Source organism: Bifidobacterium asteroides, from assembly GCF_030758775.1.
GTDB lineage: Bacteria > Actinomycetota > Actinomycetes > Actinomycetales > Bifidobacteriaceae > Bombiscardovia > Bombiscardovia kimbladii.
On record NZ_CP132384.1, the window covers coordinates 631,604 to 657,560 of the forward strand.

21 protein-coding genes are annotated in these 25,957 nt (G+C 64.4%); 16 read left to right on the forward strand and 5 right to left on the reverse strand.

What is annotated here, in order from left to right:
• Positions 1-254: 254 nt before the first annotated feature.
• The gene (locus tag RAM15_RS02255; protein ID WP_306221883.1) at positions 255-1,328 is read right to left on the reverse strand and encodes a LacI family DNA-binding transcriptional regulator; all 1,074 of its coding nucleotides are present in this window, start codon (positions 1,326-1,328) and stop codon (positions 255-257) included.
• A gap of 61 nt (positions 1,329-1,389) precedes the next feature.
• Positions 1,390-1,725, reverse strand: coding sequence for an MTH1187 family thiamine-binding protein (locus tag RAM15_RS02260; protein ID WP_306221884.1), 336 nt, complete (start codon positions 1,723-1,725; stop codon positions 1,390-1,392).
• Between the two features lie 198 nt (positions 1,726-1,923).
• On the opposite strand from RAM15_RS02260, the gene RAM15_RS02265 reads away from it, so the two are divergent.
• The 16 genes from RAM15_RS02265 (at position 1,924) to glnA (ending at position 20,262) form a co-directional block, all read left to right on the forward strand.
• The gene (locus RAM15_RS02265; protein WP_229133117.1) at positions 1,924-3,441 is read left to right on the forward strand and encodes a glycine--tRNA ligase; all 1,518 of its coding nucleotides are present in this window, start codon (positions 1,924-1,926) and stop codon (positions 3,439-3,441) included.
• Positions 3,428-4,606, forward strand: coding sequence for a tRNA dihydrouridine synthase DusB (gene dusB, locus RAM15_RS02270; RefSeq protein ID WP_306221885.1), 1,179 nt, complete (start codon positions 3,428-3,430; stop codon positions 4,604-4,606). Before RAM15_RS02265 ends, dusB begins: the two co-directional genes overlap by 14 nt.
• Positions 4,607-4,837: 231 nt before the next feature.
• Positions 4,838-6,010, forward strand: a complete 1,173-nt coding sequence (gene ftsZ / locus RAM15_RS02275) for a cell division protein FtsZ (RefSeq protein WP_045924073.1) — start codon at positions 4,838-4,840, stop codon at positions 6,008-6,010.
• Between the two features lie 18 nt (positions 6,011-6,028).
• Positions 6,029-6,496, forward strand: a complete 468-nt coding sequence (locus RAM15_RS02280) for a cell division protein SepF (protein ID WP_029677902.1) — start codon at positions 6,029-6,031, stop codon at positions 6,494-6,496.
• Between the two features lie 41 nt (positions 6,497-6,537).
• On the forward strand, positions 6,538-6,822 hold the full coding sequence (locus RAM15_RS02285; protein ID WP_045924075.1) for a YggT family protein: 285 nt from the start codon (positions 6,538-6,540) through the stop codon (positions 6,820-6,822).
• Between the two features lie 91 nt (positions 6,823-6,913).
• The gene (locus RAM15_RS02290; protein WP_101432110.1) at positions 6,914-8,218 is read left to right on the forward strand and encodes a DivIVA domain-containing protein; all 1,305 of its coding nucleotides are present in this window, start codon (positions 6,914-6,916) and stop codon (positions 8,216-8,218) included.
• A gap of 12 nt (positions 8,219-8,230) precedes the next feature.
• The gene (locus tag RAM15_RS02295) at positions 8,231-8,761 is read left to right on the forward strand and encodes a signal peptidase II (RefSeq protein WP_306221886.1); all 531 of its coding nucleotides are present in this window, start codon (positions 8,231-8,233) and stop codon (positions 8,759-8,761) included.
• Entirely contained in the window at positions 8,758-9,687 is a 930-nt protein-coding gene (locus RAM15_RS02300; protein WP_306221887.1) for an RluA family pseudouridine synthase, read from the forward strand. Before RAM15_RS02295 ends, RAM15_RS02300 begins: the two co-directional genes overlap by 4 nt.
• Before the next feature lie 43 nt (positions 9,688-9,730).
• On the forward strand, positions 9,731-13,288 hold the full coding sequence (dnaE, locus tag RAM15_RS02305) for a DNA polymerase III subunit alpha (RefSeq protein ID WP_306221888.1): 3,558 nt from the start codon (positions 9,731-9,733) through the stop codon (positions 13,286-13,288).
• Between the two features lie 82 nt (positions 13,289-13,370).
• Complete coding sequence (gene hisD / locus RAM15_RS02310) at positions 13,371-14,768, forward strand: histidinol dehydrogenase (protein WP_306221889.1); 1,398 nt, start codon at positions 13,371-13,373, stop codon at positions 14,766-14,768.
• A complete protein-coding gene (locus RAM15_RS02315) occupies positions 14,765-15,913 on the forward strand; it encodes a histidinol-phosphate transaminase (RefSeq protein ID WP_306221890.1) in 1,149 nt (382 codons plus the stop codon). The genes hisD and RAM15_RS02315 overlap by 4 nt, the downstream gene beginning before the upstream one ends.
• Positions 15,914-16,012: 99 nt before the next feature.
• Entirely contained in the window at positions 16,013-16,615 is a 603-nt protein-coding gene (gene hisB, locus RAM15_RS02320) for an imidazoleglycerol-phosphate dehydratase HisB (protein ID WP_024627238.1), read from the forward strand.
• On the forward strand, positions 16,612-17,364 hold the full coding sequence (locus RAM15_RS02325; RefSeq protein ID WP_306221891.1) for a hypothetical protein: 753 nt from the start codon (positions 16,612-16,614) through the stop codon (positions 17,362-17,364). The genes hisB and RAM15_RS02325 overlap by 4 nt, the downstream gene beginning before the upstream one ends.
• A gap of 31 nt (positions 17,365-17,395) precedes the next feature.
• Entirely contained in the window at positions 17,396-18,145 is a 750-nt protein-coding gene (gene hisH / locus RAM15_RS02330) for an imidazole glycerol phosphate synthase subunit HisH (protein WP_306221892.1), read from the forward strand.
• A 1-nt stretch (position 18,146) separates the two neighbouring features.
• Positions 18,147-18,878: a bifunctional 1-(5-phosphoribosyl)-5-((5-phosphoribosylamino)methylideneamino)imidazole-4-carboxamide isomerase/phosphoribosylanthranilate isomerase PriA gene (gene priA, locus RAM15_RS02335; protein ID WP_306221894.1), complete on the forward strand. Its 732-nt coding sequence runs from the start codon at positions 18,147-18,149 to the stop codon at positions 18,876-18,878.
• A gap of 46 nt (positions 18,879-18,924) precedes the next feature.
• On the forward strand, positions 18,925-20,262 hold the full coding sequence (glnA, locus tag RAM15_RS02340; protein ID WP_045924085.1) for a type I glutamate--ammonia ligase: 1,338 nt from the start codon (positions 18,925-18,927) through the stop codon (positions 20,260-20,262).
• Between the two features lie 9 nt (positions 20,263-20,271).
• Here glnA and RAM15_RS02345 read toward each other — a convergent pair whose 3' ends face one another.
• The 3 genes from RAM15_RS02345 to RAM15_RS02355 are packed head-to-tail and all read right to left on the reverse strand — an operon-like array spanning position 20,272 to position 25,885.
• The gene (locus tag RAM15_RS02345; protein WP_306221895.1) at positions 20,272-21,159 is read right to left on the reverse strand and encodes a hemagglutinin; all 888 of its coding nucleotides are present in this window, start codon (positions 21,157-21,159) and stop codon (positions 20,272-20,274) included.
• Positions 21,156-25,226: an ATP-dependent RNA helicase HrpA gene (hrpA, locus tag RAM15_RS02350; RefSeq protein ID WP_306221896.1), complete on the reverse strand. Its 4,071-nt coding sequence runs from the start codon at positions 25,224-25,226 to the stop codon at positions 21,156-21,158. The genes RAM15_RS02345 and hrpA overlap by 4 nt, the downstream gene beginning before the upstream one ends.
• On the reverse strand, positions 25,223-25,885 hold the full coding sequence (locus RAM15_RS02355; protein ID WP_306221897.1) for a class I SAM-dependent methyltransferase: 663 nt from the start codon (positions 25,883-25,885) through the stop codon (positions 25,223-25,225). Before RAM15_RS02355 ends, hrpA begins: the two co-directional genes overlap by 4 nt.
• Between the last annotated feature and the right edge of the window lie 72 nt (positions 25,886-25,957).

The following is a 25,957-nucleotide window of genomic DNA, read 5'->3' on the forward strand; positions in this document are numbered from 1 at the left end:
CCCTCCCTCACTTGTTGTGCACCGCTTCTCCGCAGTGCCTTCCGGTTCGATGCACTTACTGTGTGCAGAGCGAATCCTGGTAGGTATAGTAGGCCGTCAATCGATTTACGTCAAACGATTGACGGTTGGTGTGCTTGCCTGTAAGTACGATTAGCAACTAGCAATGGAGGTTGGCCGATTGGCAATTGGCACGAAATCCTCCAGGATTCAATCTTGCTTCACCGTCTTGCGATGAGGACGGATGTGATTCGGCTTTAGTGGGTGGCTGGGACCGTGTTCAAGGTGGCATCGAGGCGGGTGGAGCCCTTGCGGATTAGGGCGCAGTGAATGCGCACCACGCCAGCCTGATCGAGTGGCGGCAGGACGGCACGGGTTTTGGGCAGGGGCAGGGCAACGCGACGGGGATTGATTTGCGCCAGCAGTCGTCGCACCGCCCAGAAGCCCATCTCGTAGTGGGGGAGTTCGATTGTGCTCAGGGGAGGTGCCATTGTCTCGGCTATGACCTGGTGGTTGTCCACGCCCACCAGATTGAGGTCCCTGCCGATGACCAGATGGCGGGCTGCGGCCGCCTGGTAGAGGTAAATGGAGCGCGAATCATTGAAGCAGAAGACCCCATCGGGGTGCTGGTCGTCCATCAGGTCGTTCGCCTGATCCATGGCATCCTGGTTGAAGCCCACCAGTCGGATCAAGGACTGGCCTGCAGGTAACCCAGCTTCCTTGAGAGCGGCCTGATACCCCCGCATTCTGTCTTCTTGCGCCGGCAGATCCTGTGTGGTGCCCAGGTAGGCCACCCGGCGGCAGCCTGATTCAATCAGGTGGCGGGTGGCATCGTAGCCGATCAGGAACTCGTCGGGGGCGATGCTGGGACAGCGGTTGGCCCGCTCCGCCGCGTTGACCACCACGGCAGGGCAGGAGCGCAGAGCCTGGGGCAGGTCAACATCCTGGTCATACATCTTGGCGAAGAGGAAACCGTCCACCCCATAGCGTTTCAGGGCCTGGATCTGCTCGGCTTCCCGAACGCCCCCTTCGGTGGAGACGGTGAGAAGCACATAGCCGCGCTCGGCTGCCGCATCCTGCGCACCCTGAATGATGGCGCCGGCGTATGGCGTGGTGGCCACCTCTTGGCTGATGAAGCCCAGCATGCCGGTCTTGCTGGTGCGCAGCGACCGAGCCATGGGATTGGGCCGATAACCCAGGGTCTTGGCTGTGCTGCGCACTTTCCGGGCGGTCTCCGACTTGACTCTGCCCTTGTCGCGGCCGTTGAGCACCAGAGAGACTGTGGAGACGGACACGCCTGTGCGTTCGGCGATCTGCTTCATCGTGATCATGGGCACACCTTAACTTGCTCAGGCGATTTCAGCCCGGCTGATCTTGAGCGGCAGGGAGCTTTCAGCGGCTTTCCCCGCCCAGAATCCGGTCGACCCGCTCCACCTTCTCATGGATCTGATCCCGCTTGCCGGGACGGATGTCCAGCCTGAGGCTGACGCCGGTCCTGTATCCCTGCTCGGCCAGGACCCGTGTGGCTTCTTCCACGACCTCCATGACCCTATGCAGATCCCCTTCGACGACGGTGCTCATGGCATTGGTCTGGTTGGGCAGCCCCGAATCCCTGATGACCTTGATGACCTGGGCCACATAGGTGGACAGCTCCTCACCCTGACCAGAGGGCGCAATGGTGACCTCGGCTACGGTGTTCAGATAGGATGGGTCGTTCACATTAGGCATATCGGGAACCTTTCCTCGTCGACTGGGGTTGGCAGGCAGGATGCCCGGTGTCCCCTTGCGGTCACCTGCGCGGCCTCCCGCACCTTCCTCAAGGGTAGGCCTCTGCGCTGACAGCAGGTCACCCGCCGAAGGTATGCTGGAGGCCGGTCATCAGGTCGTATGTCCCCAGGAGGGGCTCCCGAGCAGAAGGTGTGATCAGTGGCAGTATCGAAACTGGATGAGGTCATCTCCCTGGCCAAGCGCCGAGGATTCGTCTTTCCCGCAGGGGAGATCTACGGCGGGACGCGCTCGGCCTGGGACTATGGCCCCTTGGGCGTGGCCCTCAAGGACAACATCAAGCGTGAGTGGTGGCGGACCATGGTGGTCACCCGCGACGATGTGGTCGGCGTGGATACCTCGGTCATCCTGCCCACGGCGGTCTGGGAGGCCTCGGGCCACGTGTCCGTATTCAACGACCCCCTGATCGAGTGCCTGAACTGCCACAAGCGGCACCGGGCCGATACCTTGGAGGAGGCCTACGTCGAAAAGCACGGCCATGATCCGGAAAACGGCCTCAAGGACATTCCCTGCCCGGACTGTGGCACCAAGGGTCAGTGGACCGAGCCGCGCGACTTCAATATGATGCTGCAGACCCACCTGGGTCCTGTACAGGACGAGAAGAGCCTGCACTACCTGCGCCCCGAGACCGCCCAGGGCATTTTCGTGGACTTCAAGTCCGTCATGGCCTCCTCCCGCTCCAAGCCCCCCTTCGGCATCGCCAACATGGGCAAGAGCTTCCGCAACGAGATCACTCCCGGCAATTTCATCTTCCGTACCCGCGAGTTCGAGCAGATGGAAATGGAGTTCTTCGTCCACCCTGGTACCGACGAGCAGTGGCACCAGTACTGGATCGACGCCAGGACCCGCTGGTACGTGGACCTGGGCGTCAAGCCCGAGAACCTGCGCCACTACGAGCACCCCAAGGAGAAGCTGGCCCACTATTCCAAGCGGACCGTGGACATCGAGTACCGGTTCGGCTTCCAGGGCTCCGAGTGGGGCGAGCTGGAGGGCGTAGCCAACCGCACCGACTATGACCTCAAGGCCCATGCCGAACATTCGGGCGAGGATCTGAGCTATTTCGACCAGGCCAGCGGGGAACGGTATATTCCTTACGTGATCGAGCCCGCTGCCGGCCTGACGCGCTCGCTGATGGCCTTCCTGGTCGACGCCTATGACGTGGACGAGGCCCCCAACACCAAGGGCGGGGTCGACCGGCGCACCGTGCTGCGTCTGGACCCAAGGCTGGCCCCGGTCAAGGCCGCCGTCCTGCCCCTGTCCAAGAAGCCCGATCTGCAGCGGATCGCCCATGACCTGGCCGCCGACCTGCGCCAGAACGAGTGGATGGTGGACTACGACGAGTCCGGCGCCATCGGTCGTCGCTACCGTCGCCAGGACGAGATCGGCACGCCTCTGTGCATCACCGTGGACTTCGACACTCTGGACGACAAGGCGGTCACCATCCGCAACCGCGACTCTATGCAGCAGGACCGGGTGGCCCTGGACCAGGTGGAGGACTATGTGCGCCGGGTCGTCGGTGAGCAGCGGGTGCGTTATCCCATGGGCCCATCCGACCTGACCGGCTCACGTGCCGCTGACGGCTACACGGACCTGGCCAGCGAGCCAGGCACTGACGAGAGCGAACCCATCAAGGTGGCCGAGGCCGGTGGCCGGTACTGAGACTGATCGCCCGACCCCGAAGGCTGCCCCTGTGCAGCTGGGCCCGATAACCGTGCCTGTGCCGGTCATGCTTTCGCCTATGGCGGGCGTGACCAACTGGCCCTTCCGCCTGCTCTGCCGGGAGTACGGTCCCGACGGACTGTATGTGGGTGAGATGGTGACGGCCCGGGCCCTGGTGGCGCGCAACCCCAAGGCCTTCCGGCTCTGTCGCTTCGCCACGCAGGAGAAGGTGCGATCCCTGCAGCTGTATGGGGTGGACCCGCAGATCATGGAACAAGCTACCCGGATGGTGGTTGATGCGGGCTGGGCCGATCATATCGACATGAACTTCGGCTGCCCGGTTCCCAAGGTCACCAGACACGGCGGCGGGTCCGCCCTGCCCTGGAAGACCGACCTCTTCGCCGAACTGGTCCATCGGGTGGTCGCCGTCTGCTCGCCTGCCGGGATCCCCGTCACCGCAAAGATCCGTGTGGGCATCGATCACCAGCACGAGACCTTCCTGGAGGCGGCGCACATCGCCCAGGAGGAGGGATGCGCCGCCGTGACCCTGCATGCCAGAACCACGGCTGAGTACTATGGCGGCCATGCTGACTGGGACCGGATCGCTCAGCTGGTCCAGGCCGTTGATATCCCCGTCTTCGGCAACGGCGACATCTGGACCGCCGAAGATGCCTTGGATATGTTTGCCCAGACCGGCTGCGCAGGCGTGGCCATCGGTCGGGGTTGCCAGGGCCGTCCCTGGCTCTTCGCCGACATCGCGGCGGCCCTGGCTGGCTCCCCGGAAAGGCAGGAGCCAACCCTGGGCCAGGTAGGGGCCATCATGGCCCGCCATGCCCGGCTTCTGGTCGAGTTCTACGACGGCGACGAGCGCATGGCCGTCCACGACATGCGCAAGCATGTGGCCTGGTATTTGAAGGGTTTCGCGGTGGGAGGCCAGGTGCGCCGCGACTTCATGGCCTGCGAGAGCCTGGAGGAGCTGGACCGCTGCATCGCCGATCTGGATCAGGACATGCCCTATCCACGAGCCGTGGCCGGCAAGCCCCGTGGCCGGGTCCGCTATGCCAAGAAGGTCCGTCTTCCCTATGGCTGGCTGGATTCGCGGACCACCACCCATCAGGAGCGCGAGACGCTCTTCGGCAACGACCCCATGGATGCCTCCTACTGAAGCCGGAAATATTCCTGTCGCCAACCGTGCGCATCGGGGTCTAGAATCAGGGTTTAGAATACGGACAGAACGGCGTGGAGGTTCTCTCGGAAGGCCAGGGCGGTTGGCTCTGTCCTCCCGGACCCTAGGCACATGGCCGTCAGGGAGGGTCGGAACGCCTGTGGGCAAATGCGTGTTGGCGTATACGACCTGCGCTAGAGTTGAGCGTAACGTGAGTGACGGGAGCATACTGTGAGCGAGATTGCCCAGAATGACAATTTCAATGACAAGACCAACATCAAGGTCGTTGGTGTTGGTGGAGCCGGTGGCAATGCTGTCAATCGCATGATCGCCGAGGGTCTGCAGAATGTCGAGTTTGTTGCCATCAATACCGATGCCAAGGATCTCCTGCGCTCAGAAGCCGATGTAAAGATCTCCCTTTCCGATGCCAACAGCCGCGGCCTGGGGGCCGGAGCCGATCCAGAGAAGGGCGCCAAGGCTGCCCAGGACCATCAGTCCGATATCGAAGAGGTTCTCAAGGGCGCCGACATGGTCTTCGTCACTGCAGGGGAGGGCGGCGGCACAGGCACTGGCGCCAGCCCACTGGTTGCGCGTGCAGCCCGTCAGCAAGGCGCACTGACCATCGCCGTAGTCACCCGGCCGTTCACCTTTGAGGGACCCAGGCGCTCCGCTTCCGCCGAATCGGGCATCGAGAACCTGCGCAAGGAGGTCGATGCCCTTATCGTTATCCCCAATGATCGGCTTCTGGACCTCTCGGATCGCACAGTCTCGGTCATGGATGCCTTCAAGACCGCCGACACGGCCCTGCTGGCCGGTGTTCAGGGCATCACTGACCTGATCACCATGAACTCCTACATTCACGTGGACTTCTCCGATGTCACCGCCATCTTGAAGGATGCAGGCACCGCCCTCTTCGGTATCGGCGCAGCCAGGGGCGAGGATCGAGCCACCCAGGCCGCCGAGATCGCCATCTCCTCCCCGCTCCTGGAGGAGAGCATCGAGGGTGCCCACGGGGCCCTGATCAACGTGGCTGGCCCCACCGACCTGAGCATGCAGGAGGCATCTGCCGCCGCCCAGCTGGTTCAGGATGCCATCCATCCCGAGGCGCAGATCATCTGGGGCCTGGCCTTGGACGACGCCTACGGGGACGAGGTGCGGGTCACGGTCATCGCCGCCGGATTCGATCCCACACCAAAGAAGGACGAGACCCCGGCCCCTGCAGTGGACACGACCACCACGCCAGCAGCGGCCGCCCCGGTCCAGCAGCCCCAGCAGCCGCTGACGACCCCTTCCGCCCAGGCGGAGTCAGATGAGACTTCCGAACACGATGTGGTGCCCCCCGCCTCCGGCGACGACGGCACCTCCGACCCGGGATATCTGGATATCCCTGACTTTCTGCGGTAATCAGGCGAAGGAGCAGGTATGGCAGGATTGATGAAGAACGCAATGTCCTTTTTCGGCATGTCGGACGTCGTAGACGACGATGACGACGACCTGGCCGACGATGACGAGGCCCGCGATGGCTTCGACACCGATCACTCTGTGACTCCCATGGCTCCGCAATCCACGTCCAGCAGCCAGGAGGCCGAGTCCACGCCCTTCCAGAGCCGGATCAACCGCATCACCACCATCCATCCCAAGTCCTATGAGGATGCCCAGATGGTCGGCAGGGCCCTGCGGGACGGAGTGCCGGTGGTCCTCAACCTGACTGGCGTGTCCGAGTCGGTGGCCTACAGGATCGTCGACTTCTCGGCAGGCGTGGTCTTCGGGGTACGCGGGTCCATCGAGCGGGTCACTCCCAGGGTCTTTCTGCTCAGTCCTGCGCAGGTCAACATCAAGGTGGAGGAGCCCGAGTCAGGCTCTTCGGCCAAGGGGCTTTTCGCCCAGTGAGCGATGCCCTGGCAGCCGTGTCTGCAGGAGCCTAGAGACGCATGCTTCTTCTTTTTATTCGATATCTGATAGACATCTGCATTGAGACCTACCTGCTGATCCTCTTCGTGCGGATGATTCTGGACTGGGTCCTGGTTCTGTCGCCTCGCTGGTACCCTCGTGGCTTCGTGGCCTCGCTCATTCGGGTCATCTATGCCTTGACTGAGCCGCCCCTGCGCTGGCTGCGCCGGTATATTCCGCCTCTGCCCATGGGCAGGATCCAGCTTGACGTCTCCTTCATGGTGCTCTACGCGGCCCTGATCATCATCCAGGTGCTGTTGGGGTAAGAGCAAGACCGTGGATACGGCAGACTCCGTGCTAGCATGCAGTAAGAGAACACAATCGGGCTGGTTGGCCTGAAGCGAGGTGGAGAAACATATGGCTCTATTGACGCCTAATGACATAAGGGAGCATACCTTCCAGACAGTGCGGTTTAAGGAAGGCTACGACGTCGACGAGGTCGACGACTTCCTGGATCAGGTCACCGATACGGTTGAAGCTCTGGGTAAGCAGGCCATGCAAGGCAACGCTGCTTCCACCCAGTCCCTGGGTACCGATGTGGCCTCGCTGAACTCGAAGATTTCCGACCTGACGGCTCAGGTCGAATCCCTGCAGAAGGAGAACCGGGATTTGAAGCAGGCCCAGGGGTCCGCCGCCCAACAGCCTGCCGTGGATGCCCAGACCAAGCGACTGCTGGCCGAGTCCCAGAGCCAGGTCAAGACCCTGGCCTCCCAGAACGACCAGCTCAAGCGTCAGGTCGAGCAGCTCAACTCCCAAATCGACCAGCTTACCGCCCAGGCCGCCGCAGGCAACAACACCCAGGCGCTGACCAACCAGCTGACGGCCATGCAAAAGGAGCGCGACCAGGCCCGCCAGCAGGTCCAGGCTCTGACCAACCAGCTCAATGCCTCCCAGCAGGGCATGGCCACGGCCCGCCAGCAGGTCACCCAGGCCCAGAAGGCTTCTCAGGAGCAGCAACAGCGCACCGAACAGCTGAACAAGGAGCTGGAGGAGTCCCGCAAGCGCGAGGAGCAGCTGCGTCAGCAGGTCTCCAAGGCCGAGCCCTCCACCGAAACGGGCAGCCTGCAGCGGATCGCGGGCGCTGGCGCCGAGGCCAGCAGCGAACCCGAGAGGGCCACCGCCATGCTCACCCTGGCCATGCAACTGCACGATCAGTACGTCGACAAGGGCAAGGCCAACGCCTCCCAGCTGGTGGCCGAGGGCCACGCCCAGCACGACGACATCGTCAAGAAGGCGGAGGACTACTCCAAGAGGACCCGCGCCGAAGTGGACGAGTATTCCAAGCGCGTGCACTCCGAGGCCGATGGCTACTCACAGCGCGTACGCTCCCAGGCTGACGAGTACTCGGTCAAGACCCGTTCCGACGCCGACGCCTATTCCAAGCGCCAGCACACCCAGGCCGACGAGTACGAGACCCAGGTGCAGACCCGTGCCCAGGAGTACGACAAGAACACCCGCGACAGCGCCGACCGCTATGCCGCCGATGTCAAGAACAAGCTCATGGATCAGTCCAAGGTTCTGGAGGAGAACATCCAGGGTCTCAAGCAGTTCGAGGCGGGCTACCGCAGCAAGCTGACCGAGTTCCTCAACCAGCTCATCAACCAGATCTCGGACACCAGCAATTACCAGTCCATGGAAAAGAAGTCCGAACAGGCCCACTGATTCCATCCGGTAATGACCAAGAACACATACAAGAGACGGCTGCGCGGGCGCGTGGCCGTCTTCGTCGCTCTGGCGGCAGTGGCCATAGCGTTGGATCAGGTGACCAAGGCCTTGGCCTTGGCTCGGCTGGGCAAGGGGGTCAGTGTGGCACTGCCGGGTCCTCTGCATGGTCTGCGACTGGTGCGCAACCCTGGGGCTTCTCTTGGATTGGGATCCGGGAGTACCTGGGTCATATCCCTGATCGCCCTGGCCGCCTGCCTGCTCATCATTGTTCTGGCCCTGCGGACCACCTCCATGGCCTGGACCCTGGCCCTCTCCCTGGCCTTCTCAGGGGCGGCAGGCAATCTGATCGACCGGGTGGCCTATGCATCAGGCTTTCTTGACGGTGCCGTGGTCGACTTTCTGGACTACGGATGGTCGGTGGGCAATGTGGCCGACATCTATCTGACTCTGGCCGGTATTGCCGTGGTGGCGCTCATTGCCTGCAACGTGCAGTTCAGCGACAGATCCCAACCCAAAGAACATGGGGGAGCGGCCAAGTGACCCGGCTTCTTCCCACGCCGGATGCCCTGGTGGGTCGGCGCCTGGATATGGCCCTGTCCAAGATGCTGGGCCTGTCCAGGGCCAAGGCCAGCGATCTGGTGGCCCAGGGCCATGTGCGGATCATGGGCCGTCGGGTGGACAAGGCCACCACCCTGATGAGCGGCGATCTGATAGAGCTGGACGAACCCGAGCCGGCCACACAGGTGGAGCCGGTGGCTGAGGACATGCCCGTGGTCTACGAGGATGAGGACGTGGTCGTCGTTGACAAGCCGGTTGGGGTGGCGGCACATCCCTCCATAGGCTGGACCGGACCAACTGTTCTGGGCAGCCTCCTGCAGCGGGGCACCCACATCACCTCCATGGGGGCCCAGGGCCGTCAGGGCATCGTCTCCCGCCTGGACGCAGGCACCAGCGGCCTTATGCTGGTCTGCAAGTCCGACCTGGCCTACAAGGAGATGCGCCGGCAGTTCGCTCGGCATGAGGTGGTCAAGATCTACCACGCCCTGGTCCAGGGCAATCTTTCCCAGGACAAGGCCACCATCGAGGCTCCCATCGGCCGGGCCCGGGTCTCGGACTTCCGCTTCACCGTCACCCCTGCAGGCAAGGAGGCCATCACCCACTGGGACGTACTGGAGCGCTTCGGCTCGGCCACCCTGGTCAGCGTCAATCTGGAGACCGGGCGCACCCATCAGATACGCGTGCACTTCTCTTCCATAGGCCACCCCCTGGTGGGCGACCACATGTACGGGGCCAACCCCGACCTGGCGGAGCGACTGGGCCTGAAGCGGCAGTGGCTGCACGCCATGCGCCTGGAATTCCGCCATCCCCGCACCAAGATCTGGACCAAGGTGGTCTCCTCCTATCCGGCTGATCTGCGCCGCGCCCTGCAGATAGAACGCCAGAGCGCCACTGGTATACGCAGCTAGCGGACTCCGGCGATTCGGCCAGGGTCCTGGGTAAGTTGGAGATATGTCCTCAACCCGGTCAGACTTCGTTCACCTTCACACCCATACCCACTATTCCACCCTGGACGGGGCCAGCAGGATCCCCGACCTGGTTGCCGAGGTGGGGCGGCTGGGGCAGCCGGCCGTGGCCATCACCGACCACGGCAACATGCACGGGGCCTACGAGCTCTGGCGGACGGCCGTGGATGCCGACATCAAGCCCATCATCGGCATCGAGGCCTACGTGACCCCTGAGACTGCCCGCCAGGACAAGAGCCGGGTCCACTGGGGAACCGACGAGCAGCGTTCCGACGATGTCTCCGGAGGCGGCTTCATCACCCACATGACCCTCTGGGCCAGCGACGACACGGGTCTGGTCAACCTGATCAAGGCCTCCTCGGTGGCCAATCTGGAGGGCTTGGTCGGCAAGTGGCCCCGCATGGACAAGGACCTGCTGTCCACCTACCACCAGGGGGTCATCGCCACCACCGGCTGCCCCTCGGGCATCATCCAGACCAGGCTGAGGCTGGGCCAGTTCGACGAGGCCCTGCGGGCGGCAGGGGAGTTCCAGGACATCTTCGGCAAGGAGAACTACTACGTGGAGCTGATGGACCACGGGCTGGAGATCGAGCATCGGGTGACCAAGGAACTGCTGGAGATCGCCCGTCGTCTGGATGCCCCCCTGGTGGCCACCAACGACTCGCACTATGTGCGCAAGGAGGACGCCTCGGCCCAGGATGCCCTGCTCTGCATCAACTCGGGATCCCGGCTGACCGACCCTGGACGCTTCAAGTTCGACGGCACCGGCTACTACATCCGCTCGGCACAGGAGATGCGGGAGATCTTCAAGGAGTTCCCCGAAGCCTGCGACAACACCCTGGAGATCGCGGAACGCTGCAACGTCATGTTCGACGATCACGAGGACGGGGCCTTCATGCCCCGCTTCGACTGCCCGGAGGGCTGGGACGAGACCTCCCTCTTCCTGAAGAAGGTGGACGAGGGGTTGAAGAACCGCTACCCGGACGGGGTGCCCGAGGAGGTCTCCCACCAGGCCGACTACGAGTGCGGGGTCATCTGCCAGATGCAGTTCACCGGATACTTCCTGGTGGTGGCCGATTACATCAACTGGGCCAAGCAGCATGGCATCATGGTGGGGCCGGGCCGTGGATCGGCGGCAGGATCCATGGTGGCCTACGCCATGGGCATCACCGAGCTGGATCCGCTCAAGCACGGGCTGATCTTCGAGCGCTTCCTCAACCCCGAGCGCGTCTCCCTGCCCGATATCGACGTGGACTTCGACCCCGAGGGGCGCATGAAGGTCCTGGACTACGTGGGCCGCAAGTACGGCTCCGACAAGGTGGCCCAGTGCGTGACCTACGGCACCATCAAGACCAAGCAGGCCCTGAAGGACTCGGCCAGGATCATGGACTACGAGTACTCGGTGGGCGACCAGGTCACCAAGGCCCTGCCGCCCACGGTCAACGGCAAGGACATGAGCCTCAAGGAGATCTTCGACCCCCAGTCCAAGCGCTACCCGGAGGCCAAGGAGTTCCGTGACCTGTACGAGTCCAACCCGGACGTCAAGCGGATCACCGAGGAAGCCAAGGGCATCGAGGGCATCATCCGCCAGACCGGCGTGCACGCCTGCGCCACCATCATGGCCTCCAACCCCATCACCAATACCTCGCCGCTGATGGAGCGCACCGACGGTACGGTGACCACCACCTTCGAGTACCACACCTGCGAAACCCTGGGGCTGGTCAAGATGGACTTCCTGGGGCTGTCCAACCTGACGGTCATCAGGGACACGGTCGCCAACATCAAGCGCAATGGCAAGGAGCCCATCAGCATCGAGAAAGTCCCCCTGGACGACAAGGAGACCTATCAGCTGCTCTCCCGGGGCGACACCCTGGGCGTCTTCCAGCTCGATGGCGACGGGATGCGATCCCTGCTGCGCATGCTCAAGCCCGACAACTTCAACGACATCTCCGCCCTGATCGCCCTCTACCGGCCAGGGCCCATGGATATGAACTCGCACATCAACTATGCCAAGCGCAAGAACGGGCTGCAGAAGATCGAGCCCATTCATCCGGAGGTGGCCAAGCCCCTGGCGGGCGTGCTTGACGAGACCTACGGTCTGATCGTCTACCAGGAGCAGGTCCAGTCCGCAGCCCGGATTCTGGCCGGCTACTCCCTGGGCCGAGCCGACGTGCTCCGAAGGGCCATGGGCAAGAAAAAGCCCGATGTCCTGGCCAAGGAGCAGGTCCCCTTCTTCCAGGGCATGAAAGAGCACGGCTACTCCCAGGAGGCCGCCCAAGCGGTCTGGGACGTCCTGGTGCCCTTCTCCGGCTACGCCTTCAACAAGGCGCACTCCGCGGCCTACGCCCTGATCGCATACTGGACCGCCTACCTGAAGACCCACTATCCGGTGGAGTTCATGGCCGCTCTGCTGCAGAACGAGAAGACCAACAAGGACAAGACCGCCCTCTACCTGGGTGAGGCCAGAAGGATGGGCATCCGCATCCTGGCGCCTGACATCAACGAGTCCGTGGCCGAGTACTCCGCTGTCGGCGACGTGGTCCGCTTCGGCCTGGGAGCCATCCGCAATGTGGGCGACAAGGTGGTGGCGGACATCATCAAGGAACGCCAGGGGCCCCGGGGCAAGTACGTCAACTTCATGGACTTCGTCAAGCGGGTGCCCATGGAGGTGCTCAACAAGCGAACCGTGGAATCCCTGATCAAGGGCGGCGCCTTCGACGGCATCGACCCCAACAGGAGGGCCCTCTTCCAGATTCATGACGAGGCCGTCGACCAGGTCATGCCCATCAAGCGCAAGCAGGCCGAGGGCCAGTTCGATCTCTTCGCCGACCCCGATGACGACGTGCCCCAGCAGGATGCCTTGGGCGATGCCCAGGTGACCGTGCCCGACATCGACGAGTGGGACAAGTCTACCAAGCTCAACTTCGAGCGGCAGATGCTGGGTCTGTACGTGTCCGACCATCCCTTGAGCGGCATGACTTCGGTTCTGGCTGGCATGCGTGACATGTCCATCGCCCAGCTGCTCAACCGGTCCAAGGGCATGGACGGCAAGGCGGTGACCCTGGCGGGGCTGGTCACTGCTGTGGACCGCCGGGTCTCCAAGAAGGGCAATCCTTGGGCCATCGTCACCATCGAGGATCTGGAGAGCTCCATTCAGTGCATGTTCTTTGGCAAGGTCTACGACGCCCACTCCGACGACCTGGTCCTGGACTCGGTCATCCGGGTGAAGGGTGTGGTCGAGCTGCGGGACGAGGCCACCAACATCCGCGTCACCGATATGGAGGTGCCCGTCCTGGAGTCGGCGGACGAGCGGCCTCTGACCATCACCCTGCCCAGGCAGGCCCTGGATCGGGGGCACATGGAGCGGCTGGCCCGGATACTCAAGTCCCACCCCGGCTACTGCCAGGTTCGTCTGGCGGTCACCGACGACCGGGGCAACGTCCGCCTGCTGACCTTTGGCGACGGATTCCGCACCAGGCACGACACCTCCATGATGGCCGAGATCAAGTCGGTCTTCGGACCCTCCTGCCTGCCGTCGGCCTAGGATACGCCCGGAACCGTCTCACCATATGGGACGGCGGTGAGTCGCTGGCTTTGGCGACACAAAAGTTCACTACCATCAAAGTATGTCAAAGCTCATGATGAGAACCATGGATCTGCGCGGGAAAACCATGTCTCGCGCCCAACTCCTCGCCGCCATGCCCCGAGCCGATATGGGTACCCGGGAGGCCAGCGCCCAGGTGCGGCCCATACTGGACCAGGTGCGCGAGCATGGGGCTGCGGCCCTGCGCGACCTGGAGGAGAGGTTCGACCATGTGCGTCCCCATGATCTGAGGGTCCCGGCATCGGCCATGCAGGAGGCCTTGGACGGGCTGGACCCCAAGGTCAGGGCGGCAATCGAGGAGTCCGTTAGCCGCATCCGCAAGGTCTGCACCACCCAGGTGCCCAAGCCCATGGCCACCGACCTGGCACCCGGCGCCCGGGTCAGCGAGCGGTGGATCCCGGTTCAACGTGTGGGTCTGTACGTGCCTGGAGGCAAGGCCCTGTACCCCTCCTCGGTCATCATGAACGCGGTCCCCGCCCAGATTGCCGGTGTCGATTCCCTGGCTGTGGCCACTCCGCCTGCCTCTGACGATCCCCGCGGTCTGCCAGCGGCCATCATCCTGGCCACCTGCGCCATCCTGGGGGTGGACGAGGTCTATGCCGTGGGCGGCGCCCAGGCCGTGGCCATGTTCGCATACGGGGCCAAGGGGTCCGAGCCCCAGGACGGGGAGATTCTCTGCGATCCGGTTGACAAGATCACCGGCCCGGGCAACATCTTCGTGGCGACAGCCAAGCAGATGGTCTCCGGCATGGTGGGCATCGACGCCGTGGCCGGCCCCACGGAAATCGCTATTCTGGCTGACGGGCAAGCCAACCCCGACTGGGTTGCGGCAGACCTGATCGGCCAGGCCGAGCATGACGAGCTGGCCGGCTCGGTGCTGATCACCGACAGCCAGGATCTGGCCCAGGGTGTTCAGGAGGCTCTGGGGCGCAGGGTGCCTCGGACCGAGCATGCCGACCGGGTGCGCACCTCTCTGGGCGGCAACCAGTCGGGAATCATCCTGACCGACGGGATCGACCAGTCCATCGACGTGGCCAATGCCTATGCAGCCGAACATCTGGAGGTTCAGACGGCCGATCCTGATGCCGTCATCGACCGGATTCGAAACGCGGGCGCCATCTTCCGCGGCCCATACTCTCCTGTTCCCCTGGGCGACTACATGTCCGGGTCCAACCACGTCCTGCCTACCGGCGGAACCGCCCGGTTCGACGTGGCCCTGGGCGTCCACACCTTCATGAAGCCTGTCGAAGTCATCGAATATGACGAGGAGGGGCTCAAGCCCATCGCGGCCAAGATCAACGATTTCGCCGTAGCCGAGGACCTGCCCGCCCATGGCGAGTGCATTCTGAGCCGGTTCCTGGACGACCCCTATGACAAGGCCGACCTGGAAGCCAACGAAGAGAAGGCCGGTCTGCGGTGAGTGCCATACCAGCCGATCTGCCCCTGCGTACGGATCTGGTGGGAGAGGAGCCCTACGGCGCCCCCCAGCTGGATGTCCCGGTCTGCCTGAATGTCAACGAGAACCCCTACCCCTTGGATCAAGAAGTGGTTGAGGCCATCTGCCAGCGTGTGCGCCAGGTGGCCCCCGGCCTCAATCGTTATCCGGACAGGGAGCATGAGGAACTGCGGCGGGCCCTGGCGGCCTATCTGAAGAGGGAATCAGGGACCTCGCTCGAGCCCGAGCAGATCTGGGCGGCCAACGGGTCCAATGAGATCATGCTCCAGCTCTTCCAGGCCTTCGGCGGACCGGGCAGGACCGCCTTGGGCTGCGACCCGACCTACTCCATGTATCCCGAGTACGCCAGGGACACCTTCACCGACTGGGAACTGGCCCATCGGCTGCCCGATTTCAGCCTGGACATGGATGCGACCATCGAGCGCATCAAGGCTTTGAGGCCAGCCATGGTTCTGGTGACCAGCCCCAACAATCCCACGGGGACGCCCCTGCCCATGGATCAGCTGACCAGGCTTCTTGAGGCCTGCTCCAAGGTCCCTGTAGCGGGCGCGGATCCGTCCTCCCGACCCATCGTGGTCGTGGACGAGGCCTACATCGAGTTCCGCGACCCGGGCACACCCTCGGCGGTCAGCCTGATCGGGCAGTACGACCATCTGGCAGTCAGCCGGACCATGTCCAAGGCCTTCGCCTTCGCTGGCGCCAGGGTGGGCTATTTGGCCGCATCCCAGGGAATAGTCGACGCGGTCCGCATCGTCCGAATGCCCTACCACCTGAGTGCTTTGACCCAGGCTGCGGCCCTGGCTGCCCTGGAGCACACGGACCTCCAGCTGGCTCGGGTGGATCAGCTTCGCCAGACCCGTCGGCGGACCGCCCAGTGGCTGGCCGGACAGAAGTTCCATGGTCAGCCCTTGACGGTGGTGCCATCGGCGTCCAACTTCATCCTCTTCGGCATCTTCCCCGACCGGGATGCCGTCTTCGATGCCATGAAGGATGAAGGCGTGCTGATCCGGGCCGTGGGCCCCCAGGGCTACCTGAGGGTCTGCATGGGCACGGACGCGGAGATGGATCGATTCCGTCAAACCCTGGTCCATGTCCTCAAGCGGTTCTAGGAGGATGCAGACCAGCCGAACGGCTATGCTGGTGGTCTAGACGCCGTGCAGAAGACACAGTGCGAACTGGAGAGCGCGGCAGAAAGCGGAGGAGCAGCAATGGCAGGCAGAACAGCCACCATCACCCGCCAGACCAGTGAATCCAAGGTGAGCCTGAGTCTGGACCTGGATGGCACCGGAGTGACCGATATCGACACCTCGGTTCCCTTCTATGACCATATGATGACGGCCCTGGGCAGGCATTCCCTGATCGACCTGACCATCAAGGCCAGCGGGGACACCCAGATCGACGTCCATCACACCGTCGAGGACGTGGCCATCGTCTTTGGCGAGGCCCTGGCCCAGGCCCTGGGCGACAAGCGGGGCATCAAGCGCTTCGCCGATGCCACCGTTCCCCTGGACGAGGCCCTGGCACGAGCCGTGGTCGACATTTCCGGCAGGCCCTATGCGGTCTGCACCGGCGAGCCCGAGGGGTTCGAGTACGCCATGATCGGCGGGCACTTCACCGGCTCCCTGGTCAGGCACGTCATGGAGTCCATCGCCCTGCATGCCGGCATCTGCCTGCACCTGACACTCTTGTCGGGCAGGGATCCGCACCACATCGCCGAGGCTGAGTTCAAGGCCCTGGCCAGGGCTCTGCGCTTCGCCGTGGAGCCTGATCCCAGGGTGAAGGGGATCCCCAGCACCAAGGGGTCGCTATGAGCGCTGATGAACACGACAACAATGACAGCGAGGATCAGGGCTTGCCGGATTCCGGCCACCATCTGAGCGAGGAGGAGGTCGAGCGGGCCCTGGCCAGCTTTGAGGCCGAGTTCAATGAAGGCCAGAATCAGGCGGATCAGCCTGTTGGCCATACCGAATCAGGCGTGGCTGACGAGGCCGGTTTGGATTCCGGGTCCGCTGACGAATCGTCGGTGGAACCGGATGAGGCTGATGGCGTTGCTGCCGATTTCGACCAGGAGCTGGAAGGCCTGATCGGCAATCGGGCCAAGGCCGCCGTCATGGTGACCCGTCTGGCTTCGGCAGAGCTTTTGGCGGCCTTCTGCCAGATATCCGATATCTCAGCTTGGTGCATCCAGGCCCGTGAGGGTGCCGTGGCCGTCCTGAGAAACCTGGACGGTGACGGACCCGAGGCAGCCATCCGCGACCTGACCACGGTCGTATCCGGGCTCAGCGCCATCCTGGCGGTCAACCGGGCCGACAAACTCGAAGTGACCCTCTGGATCAGCGGGCAGTCGGGGCAGACGCTCGCACCGCCCATCCTCTTTGCCGCCACCGCCGACTTCGTGGAGGACCTGATGATCGGGACCACCACCGTGGACAGGCTGCGCCAGGATGGGGCCGCCATCTTCGATTCGGGGGAGTACAACCGCGAGAAGGCCATGGGCATCATCGCCTCGCACACCAGGTTCGGGGCCGGCGGATCGACCCGCCAGGGCCGCGTCGAGTAAACGTTCAGACAAAAGACCTGCTAGGAGGAACATGACCAGGATACAGGTGCTTGACTATGGGTTCGGCAATGTCAGATCCATGGTGCATGCCCTCTCCCAGCTGGGGGTCGATGCACAAATCAGCGCCGACCCGGACCTGGCCATGAAGGCCGACGGCCTGGTCATCCCCGGCGTGGGGGCCTACGGGGCCTGCATGGCAGGGTTGCGCGCCGTCGGCGGTGACCGCATCATCCTGGATCGCCTGGCCCAAGGGCTGCCGGTCCTGGGGGTCTGCATAGGCCTTCAGATCATGTTCCAGTTCGGGGACGAGGACGGCCGCAGCGAGCCCGGCCTGGGCCTGATCCCCGGTCGGGTGACCAGGCTGGACGCTGACGTGGTGCCCCATATGGGTTGGGACCATGTCCAGGCGCCTCAGGGAACACGACTGTTGGCAGGGGTCCAGGACCAGCGCTTCTACTTTGTCCACTCCTATGCCGCCATAGCGGTGCAGGGGGATGATCGGGCCGGCGTGGCGCAGCCCGATCTGTCCCTACGAGTATCGGCGTTGAATGAACACAGCGACAGGCAGCCAGGGTCAACAGAGGGCGCATTGTTCGGCGAACCGCTGGTTACCTGGGCCACCTATGGGCGCAGCAGATTCGTGGCCGCCTATGAATGCGGTCCCTTGAGCGCCACCCAGTTCCATCCTGAAAAGTCCGGTCAGGCCGGGGCGCGGCTGCTGACCAATTGGGTGCGGACCCTTCCCGGGGCTTCCGGAATCCCCTCCGAGAAAGGTGAATGAGATGCTGACGCTCCTACCCGCTGTCGATGTCCGCGACGGAAAGGCGGTTCGCCTCAGGCAAGGGGTCTCCGGCTCCGAGAAGGTCTACGGTGAGCCTGCCGATGCAGCCAAGGCCTGGGTCGACCAGGGTGCCCAGTGGCTCCACCTGGTGGATCTGGATGCGGCCTTCGGCACCGGAGACAACCGTGACAAGCTGGCCGCCCTGGTCACCCAGCTGGGCGATCGCGTCAAGGTGGAGCTCAGCGGCGGCATCCGTGACGATGCCAGCCTGGAGGCCGCCCTGGATGCAGGTGCCACCCGGGTCAACATCGGCACGGCGGCCCTGGAGGACCCGGAGTGGACCAGCCAGGTCCTGGAGCGTTACGGGCAGAGGATCTGCGTGGGTCTGGACGTGCGCGGACACACCCTGGCCGCACGGGGCTGGACCAGACAGGGCGGGGACCTTTTCGAGGCCATGGAGCGGCTGGACCGGGACGGGTGCAGCCGGTACGTGGTCACCGACGTGACCCGCGACGGGATGATGACCGGCCCCAACCTGGATCTGCTGGGACAGGTGGCTGACCGGACCCCGGCCAAGGTGACGGCATCGGGCGGCATATCCAGCCTGGATGACCTGAGCCACATCCTGGGTCTGGTGGATCGGGGCGTGGACAGCGCCATTCTGGGCAAGTCCCTCTATGAGGGGGCCTTCACCCTGGGGCAGGCACTGGACCTGGTCTCAGGGCATTGTTAACGCTATAAGCAAGTCAGCGAAATATAGGAATGGGAGCATAAGCTCTATGGATAAGCAAGAGGAATTCGCGCTGCGCACCGTCGAGGAGCGCGATGTCCGGTTCATTCGTCTCTGGTTCACCGATGTCTTGGGAACCCTGAAGTCGGTGGCCATAGCACCCACCGAGCTGGAGGTGGCCTTCGAGGAGGGGCTGGGCTTTGACGGCTCGGCCATCGAGGGCATGACCAGGGTCTCCGAGGATGACATGATCGTCAAGCCCGACCCGTCCACCTTCCAGATCCTTCCCTGGAGGGGCGGACCGCAGGGCACAGCGCGCATCTTCTGCGACGTGCTCACCCCGGACGGCGAGCCCAGCAGCGGGGATCCTCGGCACGTGCTCAAACGGGCCCTGGCCAAGGCCAAGGAGAAGGGTTTCATCTTCTACACCCATCCGGAGATTGAATTCTACCTGTTCGAGAATCAGGAGGACTGGTCCCAGACCCCGACCCCCATCGATGAGGGCGGATACTTCGACCATGTGCCCCGCAGCCCGGGGATGGACTTCCGCCGGGCCTGCGTCAACATGCTGGAGCAGATGGGCATCTCGGTGGAGTACTCCCACCACGAGGCCGGGCCGGGGCAGAACGAAATCGACCTGCGCTATGCCGACGCCCTGACCACCTCCGACAACATCATGACCTTCCGGACCGTGGTCAAGGAGATCTCCCTGGAGCGGGGGATCTACGCCAGCTTCATGCCCAAGCCCTTCACCGACCAGCCTGGATCGGGCATGCATACCCATCTGAGCCTGTTCGAGGGGGACACCAACGCCTTCTACGAGGTAGGCCAGGAGTTCAACATGTCCCAGACGGCCCGGCAGTTCGCCGCCGGCATCCTGGCCCATGCGGCCGAGATCTGCGCGGTGACCGACCAGTATGTCAACTCCTACAAGCGTCTCTGGGGCGGGGCCGAGGCGCCCAGCTACGTCTGCTGGGGGCACAACAACCGGTCCGCCCTCCTGCGCATACCCCAGTACAAGCCCGGCAAGGGCAACTCGGCCAGGATGGAGTTCCGCGGGCTGGATCCGGGGGCCAACCCCTATCTGGCCTATTCGGTGCTGCTGGCTGCCGGCCTGGACGGGATCGAGCAGAAGATGACCCTGTGCGAGCCCACCAGCGATGATGTCTGGGAGCTGACCGACGCCGAGCGGCAGGCCATGGGCATCGAGCCCCTGCCTGACAGTCTGGACGCGGCGCTCAAGGTCATGGAGAAGTCGGACTTCGTGGCTCAGGTGCTTGGCGAGCAGACCTTTGAATACTTCCTGCGCAACAAGCACCGGGAGTGGGCCGGATACAGCCGGCAGGTCACCCCCTACGAGCTGGCCTACTACCTGCCCAGGCTTTGAAACCGGGGCTCACTGGTCCGATCGGCCGAACCAGTTGTTGTAGATGATGACGAAGTTGCGGTTGCCGTAGCTCGAGCAGCGGTCGCCTTCGCCGTCGCCTGCCTGCAACGCTGCCTCGTTGGGCTGGTAGGGCGTATAGATGTAGAGCAGGGCGGTGGCGTCGTTCTCGATGTAGACCTTGCCGCTGCCGCAGGAGGCATCGGGGCTGAAGCGCACATCGTTCAGGGCCTTGGTCTGGTAGGAATACTGGTCCCGATGGGCCTGGTAGTAGCGGAATCGGTGGGCGGCCCCGTAGACCTGATTGAAGAATCCGGCATAGCGGGTGTCGCAGTCTGCATCGTCTGGGCAGGAGAGGCCCATGGCCGACTTGAGCTGGACCTGTGTGGGGGACTGGTTGGTGGCCACAAGATGCTGCTCCTTTTGCAGCATGGTCAGGAGGACCTTCTGGCTGATTCCACAGGAGCGGGCGGCACCGTCGATGATCTGAGCCGCGCTCTGCCTCTTGCCGCCCTTGTAGGCATCACATAGACCGTCACCGGGACGGTCGGGGACATCCATCTGCAGGCTGCGCAGGCAGGTGGATCCGCTGCATGAGGCCTCATGCTTGTTTAAAAAGTCCTGGACATCGTCGGCGTTCATATCGACGGTGTCATGGAAGCGGTGATCGGTGATGATTTTGCCTGGATTGAAAACGTACTCCTGGGACAGCTCCTCCTGGTGGCGGATGACGCGGCCGACCATCAGCCGGTAGGAGACGAAGCGGACGGCCAGGATGCACAGGGCGACCACCAGGACTATGGCCATCAGGGCGGCCCCCAGGGTCTGCGCGCGGCGGAGGGTCATCCGTCCGCGTTTGGTGCTGCCCCTGCGTGATCGTCCCGATGGTTTCGTGCTCATGGCTTTCCTTCCAGCACCTTCCTGATCCGTTGCAGGCTGACAGGGATGGCCGTCCCCAGCTCCTGGGCCCAGATGGAGACAAAGTACTCCTCCATCATCCAACGTCCCCTTCGCGCACGGTCCATGGCCTGGTCTCGTCCGGGACCGGCGGGCAGGGCCTGGGCCGCCTTGGCCGCCTGGTCCACCAGATCCTGGGCGGTCTGCGCCTGCCATGCCCATCGTACGTCACGGTCCTTGTCCCTGCGGGCCTTGTTCAGGCGCATCAGGTCCGCCTTCAGATATGTGCGCAGGCGGGGAAGGGCGTAGGGCGGGTCGGCGCCGATGAAACCCTTGGCCACCAATCCGCCGGCGTGCTGGCGGATCCACTGCAGGACCGAGAGCAGGGGAAGATCGGCCGGGCCAGACACGGCCTTGTCCACCTGGGCCGAGGTCTCCAGAATGGCGACAACATCCTTGGCCACCTGGTAGACGGTGTCCTCGTAGACCTGGCTGACGCCGGCCACAGCCTCTTGCAGGGACCGGTCGTCGGTGATGGCCTCGGTGTGGGGGATCAGGCGCTTGACAGCAGCCATCTGCAGGTCTTCGGCAAGGGCGGAGGTGTCCGGGTAGGGGGCCGAGGCCAGCATCAGGGTCTCCCGGCTCAGCCAGCGCGAGGAGATCCTTTGGGCAGGCAGGTGGAGCTTGCCCAGGGCGGCCTGCCAGATCAGCTCCTCTCGCGGTTTGGTGGTGGCGCCGGACTGGTGAAGCAGGTCGGCGCTCTTGACCACCTGGCCCTGTCGGGCGGCCTTGCTGGCCTGGGAGTCAACCCGGGACCGGGCCGACTGCCGGGCCTGTCCGGCCAGGTCGCGCTGCAGGTCGGTCAGGGACTTGGACCTGCCCAGGACCTTGGGATGGCCGTGGCGCCGTTTCTCCTCCACCTGGAAGGTGGGCCGCAGGTAGTCGGGCAGTCGTTCCAGCCTGTCCTGGGTGAAGACCTCCGGGTGCAGCTGGGCTCCGACCGTGTCTATGGCCGCGGCGGTGAAGGCCTGCTCGAAGTCCGGCCAGCCCTCGGCGGGGATGGCTTCTGCACCGGTTTCGTCCCCGGACGCAGACTGCTGGTCAGCCGATCCGTAGGTGGCCTGCTCTGCCGAGTCAGGATCGGCGCCGGGCAGCAGGGGATAGTGGCCGTCTATCCAGGCGCGGATGGTCCGGGCGGCGTCAGGGGCGGGTACGAACTGGACCCGCAGGGCCTTGGGCAGGGACTTGATGGTGGCTGTGATCAGATCGTCCAGGAGGCCGGGCACGGTCCAGCTGAACTGTCCGGGCGTCAGCTGGTTCAGGCAGTGCAGGGGAATGTGGACCGTGATGCCGTCGTCCGGCTCTCCCGGCTGATAGCGGTAGGTCAGGGGCAGATCCATGGGCCGGCCGTCGGTGCCCAGGGTGTGCCAGTGGTCGGGGTAGTCTCCGGGTCGGTAGGAGGCGGACTGGTCGTTCAGGCGCTCCACCTTGTCAGGGTCGAAGTCCAGCAGGTGGGGGTCCGCATCGTGGTGCCGCCGCCACCAAGAGCCCAGTGCGGCCAGGGAAGTGGCCTCCTGGGGGATGCGCTCCTGGTAGAAGTCGTAGAGGTCCTCCTCGGTGACGGCGCCGGTCACCTGGCGGGTTCTGCTGGTCCGCTCACCGGCCTCGCTGAGCACCTGCCGGTTGGCCTGGATGAAGCCGTCATGCGGGAAGCGCTCGCGCACGTCACCTTGGACCAGGCCCTGGCGTATCAGCATGTCCCTGGCCTGGCCGGGGTTGATCCGGGCCCACTGGACCGTCCTGTCGCGCACGATGGGCAGGCCGTAGAGCAGGACCTTGGAAGTTGCGACCGCGGCACCACGGGAAGCCGACCAGTGGGGTTCGGCGTAGGTGGTCCTGGTCAGGGACTTGGCCAGGGGCTCGGCCCAGGCCGGATTGATGGCCGCGCAGCAGCGAGCCCAGAGCCGGGAGGTCTCCACCAGCTCGGCGGCCATGATCCAGGGCGGATTGGCCTTGGAGAGCGCAGATCCGGGGAAGATGGCGAAATGCGTGCCGCGCGCCCCCTGGTAGTCGTTCTTGGCCTGCCGGCGCGCCCGCTTCATGGCCTTGGCCCGGGCCGCGCCATGCAGGCCGGCGAAATCGGAGGCCTTGGGCTCGTGGATCACCTGCATGCCCAGGCTGGAGAGCAGGCCGGCCAGCATGGAACGATGGATGCCCTGGTCGTCCCAGGAGCAGACCAGGGCGTGTGCCGCCTGCTGCCCTATAGGCAGGGCCAGCAGAGCCTGGTCCGGACCCTTGACGGGGACGGGGGAGCCTACCTTCATGTGCAGGCCCCGGCACATCTGGGCCAGCTGCCGGTAGAGGTCATGCCACTGCCGCATGCGCAGGAAGGCCATGTACTCCTGCTTGCAGGCCTTGCGCAGGGCCCCGTTGGATGGCTCCTTGTCCTGCGGGAAGAAGCGGTTCCAGATGTTCAGGGCGGTCAGGAAGTCGCTGGAGGGGTCCTCGTAGCGGGCATGGATCCTGTCGGCCTCCTCGCGCTTCTCCTCCGGGCGCTCGCGAGGGTCCTGCAGGGAGAGGAAGGCCACGACCACCAGAACGGCGGCCAGGGTGTCCGGGGTGGCGTCCTGGCCGGCCTGCAGGATCATTCTGCCCAGACGGATGTCGATGGGGATCCTGGCCAGCCGTCGTCCCAGATTGGTCAGCCGGATGAGGCCCTGCCGGCGGGAGATGGCCTGCAGCTCGGTCAGCTCCCGCAGACCGTCGCTGACCGCACGGGTGTCGGGCGGATCGATGAAGCCGAAGTCGGTGACGTCCTCGGCCGTATGGGCCACGCCCACCGAGAGCATGTGCAGGATGACTGAACCCAGGGAGGTGCGCAGGATCTCAGGATCGGTGAACTTGGGACGGGTGTCATAGTCATCCTTGGCATACAGACGAATGGCGATGCCGTCGGCCACGCGCCCGCAGCGACCAGCCCGCTGATCGGCTGAAGCTTGGGAGATAGGTTCGATGGGCAGGCGCTGGACCTTGGCCGACTTGGAGTAGCGGCTGATCCTGGCCAGTCCCGGATCCACCACGTAACGGATGCCCGGCACCGTCAGGGAGGTTTCGGCCACGTTGGTGGCGATGACGATGCGCTGATGGCCGTGGCGTTCGAAGACCCGGTGCTGTTCCTTGGCCGACAGGCGGGCGAAGAGGGGGATGATCTCCAGGGCGTCCGGACGGCGCATGTCGGAGGTCCGAGGGCCGAAGTGCCGTCGCAGGGCGGTCTCGTACTCGCGGATATCGCGTTCTCCGGCGGCGAAGACCAGGATGTCCCTAGGGCCGTCCACGTGGGTGGAGTGGATGACCAGCTCGGCGCAGGCCCGGGCCACCGCCTGGGGCATGTCCGGCTCCTCCCTGTCCGGTCCCTCCTTCTCGGAGTCGAACCCGGGGACATGCCGCATCAGGGCAGGGGCCGACCCAGCAGGCTCGTAGAGGGTCTGGACCGGATAGGTGCGGCCGGAGACCTCCAGCACGGGCACCTGGGTGTGCAGGGCCTTGGCGAAGTGGTTGCGGAACTTGACCGAATCAATGGTGGCCGAGGTGATGATCAACTTCAGATCGGGCCGTTTGGGCAGCAGGGCGGTCAGATACCCCAGCAGAAAGTCGATGTTCAGGCTGCGCTCGTGGGCCTCGTCGATGATGATGGTGTCGTAGGCCCGCAGCTGCGGATCGCCCTGGATCTGCGCCAGGAGGATGCCGTCGGTGACCACTCGCAGACGGGTGCTTCGGCTGGACTTATCGGTGAATCGCACCTGGTAGCCGATCTGATCGCCCAGCCTGGTGCCCGTCTCCGAGGCGATGCGCTCGGCCACGGTTCTGGCGGCGATCCTTCTGGGCTGGGTGTGCACAATCTGGCGGCCGTGGTCGCCGCGACCCATTTCCAGGAGGATCTTGGGGATCTGGGTGGTTTTGCCCGAGCCGGTCTGGCCCGAGACGATGACCACCTGGGAGGACTGCACGGCATGGACGATGTCCTCCTTGGCCGCGCTGATGGGCAGCTCGGCAGGATACTCGAACCTCATGCCCGGCCCACCTCGATGATCCGGTAGCCCTTGGACGAGGCATACTTCTCCGCCGTCCAGCCGGGGCCCAGGGCGTCAGACAGCCATGGAATCAAGGAGTCGGCGCCCAGGTTGCGCTGAACCACCAGGTAGGCCAGGCCCTGGGGCTTCAGCCTGGGCAGGTAGGTCATCAGCAGGTCGTGCAGGGCCGCCTTGCCCACCCGGATGGGCGGATTGGACCAGATCAGGTCGAAGCGCAGATTGTCCGGCACCTGTTCCGGGGTCAGGGTATGCACCCTGTCAAGGTTCTGGGATCGGGCGTTGCGGGCGGTCAGATCCAGGGCTCGCAGGTTGGTGTCTACAGCGTAGACGTTGGCCTTGGGCGACTGTATGGCCATGTTCAGGGCGATGGGACCCCAGCCGCAGCCCAGGTCCAGAAAATCGCCTTCGGACGGGGGTTGGGGGACGCGTTTGAGCAGGACCGAAGTGCCCAGGTCAAGCCTGCCTGACGAGAAGACCCCGTGGGAGACCTCCACCTGGCAGGTGCGGCCGGCCAGCTCCACCTGGATGGTCCGCCGCTGGTCGGGGGAGGCCGGACGGGCTACGAAGTACTGTTCGCCTCCGTCCTTCCCGGTCCTGGAGGATTGCCCCCGGCTGCTGCCATGGTCCCTGTGCGTCATGTCCATCCTGTCCGTCTTTGAAATCTGCCCGTCCCTCGGGCATCCGCTGATGTCTGCTAAGAAGATGATAAT